At 54.3% G+C, this 5,553-nt stretch carries 3 rRNA genes; all 3 read left to right on the forward strand.

The window, feature by feature from the left end:
• The first annotated feature begins 229 nt into the window (after nucleotides 1–229).
• A 16S ribosomal RNA gene (locus MTE01_RS16830) occupies nucleotides 230–1,751 on the forward strand.
• A gap of 413 nt (nucleotides 1,752–2,164) precedes the next feature.
• Nucleotides 2,165–5,276, forward strand: a 23S ribosomal RNA gene (locus MTE01_RS16835).
• A gap of 102 nt (nucleotides 5,277–5,378) precedes the next feature.
• Nucleotides 5,379–5,495: ribosomal RNA gene (gene rrf, locus MTE01_RS16840) — 5S ribosomal RNA — on the forward strand.
• Together the 16S, 23S and 5S rRNA genes form the textbook arrangement of a ribosomal RNA operon.
• The last annotated feature ends 58 nt before the right edge of the window (nucleotides 5,496–5,553 follow it).

The following is a 5,553-nucleotide window of genomic DNA, read 5'->3' on the forward strand; positions in this document are numbered from 1 at the left end:
GTTTCTGTGGGTGCGTCCGTTCCTTGAGAACTCAACAGCGTGCACTTGTCAAATGCCAATTTATTCCTCGTCGGTCTGACTTTTGTTGGATTGCGAGAGATTCCTTTGGATCAAAGTCCAACCTTCTTTTGGGGGTTGGCGTGAAATTTCGTCAGTAATGATGTTTTTTCTTTGGTCAGTTTCGAACTCGCTGCGGCTGCCGTTTTCCCGGTGGTTGTTGCTTTTCTTTTTTATGGAGAGTTTGATCCTGGCTCAGGATGAACGCTGGCGGCGTGCTTAACACATGCAAGTCGAACGGTGAAGCCAAGCTTGCTTGGTGGATCAGTGGCGAACGGGTGAGTAACACGTGAGCAACCTGCCCTGGACTCTGGGATAAGCGCTGGAAACGGCGTCTAATACTGGATATGAGACGTGATCGCATGGTCGTGTTTGGAAAGATTTTTCGGTCTGGGATGGGCTCGCGGCCTATCAGCTTGTTGGTGAGGTAATGGCTCACCAAGGCGTCGACGGGTAGCCGGCCTGAGAGGGTGACCGGCCACACTGGGACTGAGACACGGCCCAGACTCCTACGGGAGGCAGCAGTGGGGAATATTGCACAATGGGCGGAAGCCTGATGCAGCAACGCCGCGTGAGGGATGACGGCCTTCGGGTTGTAAACCTCTTTTAGCAGGGAAGAAGCGAAAGTGACGGTACCTGCAGAAAAAGCGCCGGCTAACTACGTGCCAGCAGCCGCGGTAATACGTAGGGCGCAAGCGTTATCCGGAATTATTGGGCGTAAAGAGCTCGTAGGCGGTTTGTCGCGTCTGCTGTGAAATCCCGAGGCTCAACCTCGGGCCTGCAGTGGGTACGGGCAGACTAGAGTGCGGTAGGGGAGATTGGAATTCCTGGTGTAGCGGTGGAATGCGCAGATATCAGGAGGAACACCGATGGCGAAGGCAGATCTCTGGGCCGTAACTGACGCTGAGGAGCGAAAGGGTGGGGAGCAAACAGGCTTAGATACCCTGGTAGTCCACCCCGTAAACGTTGGGAACTAGTTGTGGGGACCATTCCACGGTTTCCGTGACGCAGCTAACGCATTAAGTTCCCCGCCTGGGGAGTACGGCCGCAAGGCTAAAACTCAAAGGAATTGACGGGGACCCGCACAAGCGGCGGAGCATGCGGATTAATTCGATGCAACGCGAAGAACCTTACCAAGGCTTGACATATACGAGAACGGGCCAGAAATGGTCAACTCTTTGGACACTCGTAAACAGGTGGTGCATGGTTGTCGTCAGCTCGTGTCGTGAGATGTTGGGTTAAGTCCCGCAACGAGCGCAACCCTCGTTCTATGTTGCCAGCACGTAATGGTGGGAACTCATGGGATACTGCCGGGGTCAACTCGGAGGAAGGTGGGGATGACGTCAAATCATCATGCCCCTTATGTCTTGGGCTTCACGCATGCTACAATGGCCGGTACAAAGGGCTGCAATACCGTGAGGTGGAGCGAATCCCAAAAAGCCGGTCCCAGTTCGGATTGAGGTCTGCAACTCGACCTCATGAAGTCGGAGTCGCTAGTAATCGCAGATCAGCAACGCTGCGGTGAATACGTTCCCGGGTCTTGTACACACCGCCCGTCAAGTCATGAAAGTCGGTAACACCTGAAGCCGGTGGCCCAACCCTTGTGGAGGGAGCCGTCGAAGGTGGGATCGGTAATTAGGACTAAGTCGTAACAAGGTAGCCGTACCGGAAGGTGCGGCTGGATCACCTCCTTTCTAAGGAGCATCTGGCATTCGGGTTTCGGTTCGAGTGTCCAGGCGCCAGTTCAGCACCGAATGTGTGTTGCTGGTAGCTCATGGGTGGAACATTTGACTTGGTGTCAGGGATGATGTGTCCGGGTTTAGTACGTGGTTTGCCACTGGAACGATCTGGTTCGGAGTTGTTGATACATGCACGCTGTTGGGTCCTGAGGGGCCGGGCGCTGACGGGGGTCTGTGGATTCTTTGTTGGTGTTTGTTCCTCGAGGGCCTGTCTTGGCGCCGGTGTTTCGGTGGCTGGGGTGGGTACCGCCCGTACTTTGAGAACTACACAGTGGACGCGAGCATCTTCCATGCAACTCTTTGGGGTTGTGTGGTGAAGATGATCTTAAAGATCATTAGTCAATTTTTTGACGATTCAACTCATGTGATTTCAAGTCTTTAAGAGCAAACGGTGGATGCCTTGGCATCTGGAGCCGAAGAAGGACGTAGCAATCTGCGATAAGCCTCGGGGAACTGATAAGCGAGTTTTGATCCGAGGATGTCCGAATGGGGAAACCCCGCCAGGGCGCGTGCGTACCTGGTGACTCCCGCCTGAATATATAGGGCGGGTAGAGGGAACGTGGGGAAGTGAAACATCTCAGTACCCACAGGAAGAGAAAGCAAAAGCGATTCCGTAAGTAGTGGCGAGCGAAACCGGAAGAGGCTAAACCTAGCGTGTGTGATAGCCGGCAGGCGTTGCATGTTGGGGGTTGTGGGACTTTTCTGATTGTTCTGCCGAATGATCGACGTGACAAGAGGGTATAGACGAACGGTTTTGAACGGCCGGTCATAGAGGGTGCGAACCCCGTAGTCGAAATGCTTGTTCTTGGCGTGAAGAGTATCCCAAGTAGCACGGGGCCCGAGAAATCCCGTGTGAATCTGTCAGGACCACCTGATAAGCCTAAATACTCCCAGATGACCGATAGCGGACAAGTACCGTGAGGGAAAGGTGAAAAGTACCCCGGGAGGGGAGTGAAATAGTACCTGAAACCGTTTGCTTACAAACCGTTGGAGCCTCCTTAGTAGGGGTGACAGCGTGCCTTTTGAAGAATGAGCCTGCGAGTTAGCGATACGTGGCGAGGTTAACCCGAGTGGGGTAGCCGTAGCGAAAGCGAGTCTGAATAGGGCGATTGAGTCGCGTGTCCTAGACCCGAAGCGAAGTGATCTATCCATGGCCAGGTTGAAGCGACGGTAAGACGTCGTGGAGGACCGAACCCACTTAGGTTGAAAACTGAGGGGATGAGCTGTGGATAGGGGTGAAAGGCCAATCAAACTTCGTGATAGCTGGTTCTCTCCGAAATGCATTTAGGTGCAGCGTTGCGTGTTTCTTGCCGGAGGTAGAGCTACTGGATGGCCGATGGGCCCTACAAGGTTACTGACGTCAGCCAAACTCCGAATGCCGGTAAGTGAGAGCGCAGCAGTGAGACTGTGGGGGATAAGCTTCATAGTCGAGAGGGAAACAACCCAGACCACCAACTAAGGTCCCTAAGCGCGTGCTAAGTGGGAAAGGATGTGGAGTTGCTTAGACAACCAGGAGGTTGGCTTAGAAGCAGCCACCCTTGAAAGAGTGCGTAATAGCTCACTGGTCAAGTGATTCCGCGCCGACAATGTAACGGGGCTCAAGCACGCCACCGAAGTTGTGGCATTGACATTTTTGGTAGGCCTTCGTGGTCCAGCCGTGTTGATGGGTAGGAGAGCGTCGTGTGGCGAGTGAAGCGGCGGGGTGACCCAGCCGTGGACGCTACACGAGTGAGAATGCAGGCATGAGTAGCGAAAGACGTGTGAGAAACACGTCCTCCGAAAGACCAAGGGTTCCAGGGTCAAGCTAATCTTCCCTGGGTAAGTCGGGACCTAAGGCGAGGCCGACAGGCGTAGTCGATGGACAACGGGTTGATATTCCCGTACCGGCGAAGAACCGCCCCAGTCAATCCAGTGGTGCTAAGAGTCCTAGCTCACGCTTTAGCGGATCCCTTCGGGGTGAGGCGGGTGTGTGTGAACGCTCGACCCCATGCTGGTGCGGCTAGCGTATTAACAGGTGTGACGCAGGAAGGTAGCCCAAGCCAGGCGATGGTAGTCCTGGTGCAAGTGCGTAGGCCGACTCTTAGGCAAATCCGGGAGTCATTGAGGCTGAGACACGATGCGGATAAAAAGTGGGTGATCCTATGCTGCCGAGAAAAGCATCGACGCGAGGTTCTAGCTGCCCGTACCCCAAACCGACTCAGGTGGTCAGGTAGAGAATACCAAGGAGATCGAGAGAATCGTGGTTAAGGAACTCGGCAAAATGCCCCCGTAACTTCGGGAGAAGGGGGGCCATCCACTTATTAGGACTTGCTCCGAAAGGGTGTGGTGGCCGCAGAGACTAGTGGGTAGCGACTGTTTACTAAAAACACAGGTCCGTGCCAAGTCGCAAGACGATGTATACGGACTGACGCCTGCCCGGTGCTGGAAGGTTAAGAGGACCGGTTAGCCGCAAGGCGAAGCTGAGAATTTAAGCCCCAGTAAACGGCGGTGGTAACTATAACCATCCTAAGGTAGCGAAATTCCTTGTCGGGTAAGTTCCGACCTGCACGAATGGCGTAACGACTTCCCAACTGTCTCAACCGCGAACTCGGCGAAATTGCATTACGAGTAAAGATGCTCGTTACGCGCAGCAGGACGGAAAGACCCCGTGACCTTTACTACAGCTTGGTATTGGTGTTCGGTGTGGCTTGTGTAGGATAGGTGGGAGACGGTGAAGCATTCACGCCAGTGAGTGTGGAGTCATTGTTGAAATACCACTCTGGTCACTCTGGATATCTAACTTAGGACCGTGATCCGGTTCAGGGACAGTGCCTGGTGGGTAGTTTAACTGGGGCGGTTGCCTCCCAAAATGTAACGGAGGCGCCCAAAGGTTCCCTCAACCTGGTTGGCAATCAGGTGGCGAGTGTAAGTGCACAAGGGAGCTTGACTGTGAGACTGACAGGTCGAGCAGGGACGAAAGTCGGGACTAGTGATCCGGCAGTGGCTTGTGGAAGCGCTGTCGCTCAACGGATAAAAGGTACCTCGGGGATAACAGGCTGATCTTGCCCAAGAGTCCATATCGACGGCATGGTTTGGCACCTCGATGTCGGCTCGTCGCATCCTGGGGCTGGAGTAGGTCCCAAGGGTTGGGCTGTTCGCCCATTAAAGCGGTACGCGAGCTGGGTTTAGAACGTCGTGAGACAGTTCGGTCCCTATCCGCTGCGCGCGTAGGAAGTTTGAGAGGATCTGACCCTAGTACGAGAGGACCGGGTTGGACGAACCTCTGGTGTGTCAGTTGTTCCGCCAGGAGCACCGCTGATTAGCTACGTTCGGGATGGATAACCGCTGAAAGCATCTAAGCGGGAAGCCGGCCTCAAGATGAGACTTCCATACCATTTATGGTGAGAGGCTCCCAGCCAGACTACTGGGTTGATAGGCCGGATGTGGAAGCGTAGTAATACGTGAAGCTGACCGGTACTAATAAGCCGATGACTTGATAACACACCTGTTTTTGGTGCTTGCGTCCACTGAGTGGTTCTCGATGTACGGTCGGGAACTCAACAATGATGATGTCGTTGTTGGTTTTTGAAACATCAATAGTGTTTCGGCGGCCATAGCGAGAGGGAAACGCCCGGTTACATTCCGAACCCGGAAGCTAAGCCTCTCAGCGCCGATGGTACTGCAGGGGGGACCCTGTGGGAGAGTAGGACACCGCCGGACTTCTTTTCAGTCGAAATGGCCACCCAAAGTTGGGTGGCCATTTCGCATTTACGGGCAC

The sequence above is a fragment of the Microbacterium testaceum genome (assembly GCF_006539145.1).
GTDB classification, from domain to species: Bacteria; Actinomycetota; Actinomycetes; order Actinomycetales; family Microbacteriaceae; genus Microbacterium; species Microbacterium testaceum.